Genomic DNA, 243 nt, shown 5'->3' on the forward strand with positions numbered 1-243 from the left:
GTGGAGCCTAGCGGGATCGAACCGCTGACCTCCTGCGTGCAAGGCAGGCGCTCTCCCAGCTGAGCTAAGGCCCCATAAAAGATGGTCGGGAAGACAGGATTCGAACCTGCGACCCCTTGGTCCCAAACCAAGTGCTCTACCAAGCTGAGCTACTTCCCGATCTTAATGGCGCGCCCGAGAGGAGTCGAACCCCTAACCTTTTGATCCGTAGTCAAACGCTCTATCCAATTGAGCTACGGGCGC

3 tRNA genes are annotated in these 243 nt (G+C 57.6%); all 3 read right to left on the reverse strand.

Annotation, left to right across the window (positions count from 1 at the left end):
* Position 1 precedes the first annotated feature (1 nt).
* The 3 genes from KVT11_RS20400 to KVT11_RS20410 all read right to left on the reverse strand — a co-directional run bounded on the left by KVT11_RS20400 (position 2) and on the right by KVT11_RS20410 (position 243).
* A tRNA-Ala gene (locus KVT11_RS20400) sits at positions 2-74 on the reverse strand.
* A gap of 8 nt (positions 75-82) precedes the next feature.
* Positions 83-159, reverse strand: a tRNA-Pro gene (locus KVT11_RS20405).
* A gap of 7 nt (positions 160-166) precedes the next feature.
* Positions 167-243 (reverse strand) — tRNA-Arg (locus KVT11_RS20410).

Source organism: Bacillus sp. GbtcB10 (genome assembly GCF_019091365.1).
Taxonomy (GTDB): domain Bacteria; phylum Bacillota; class Bacilli; order Bacillales; family Bacillaceae; genus Bacillus; species Bacillus altitudinis.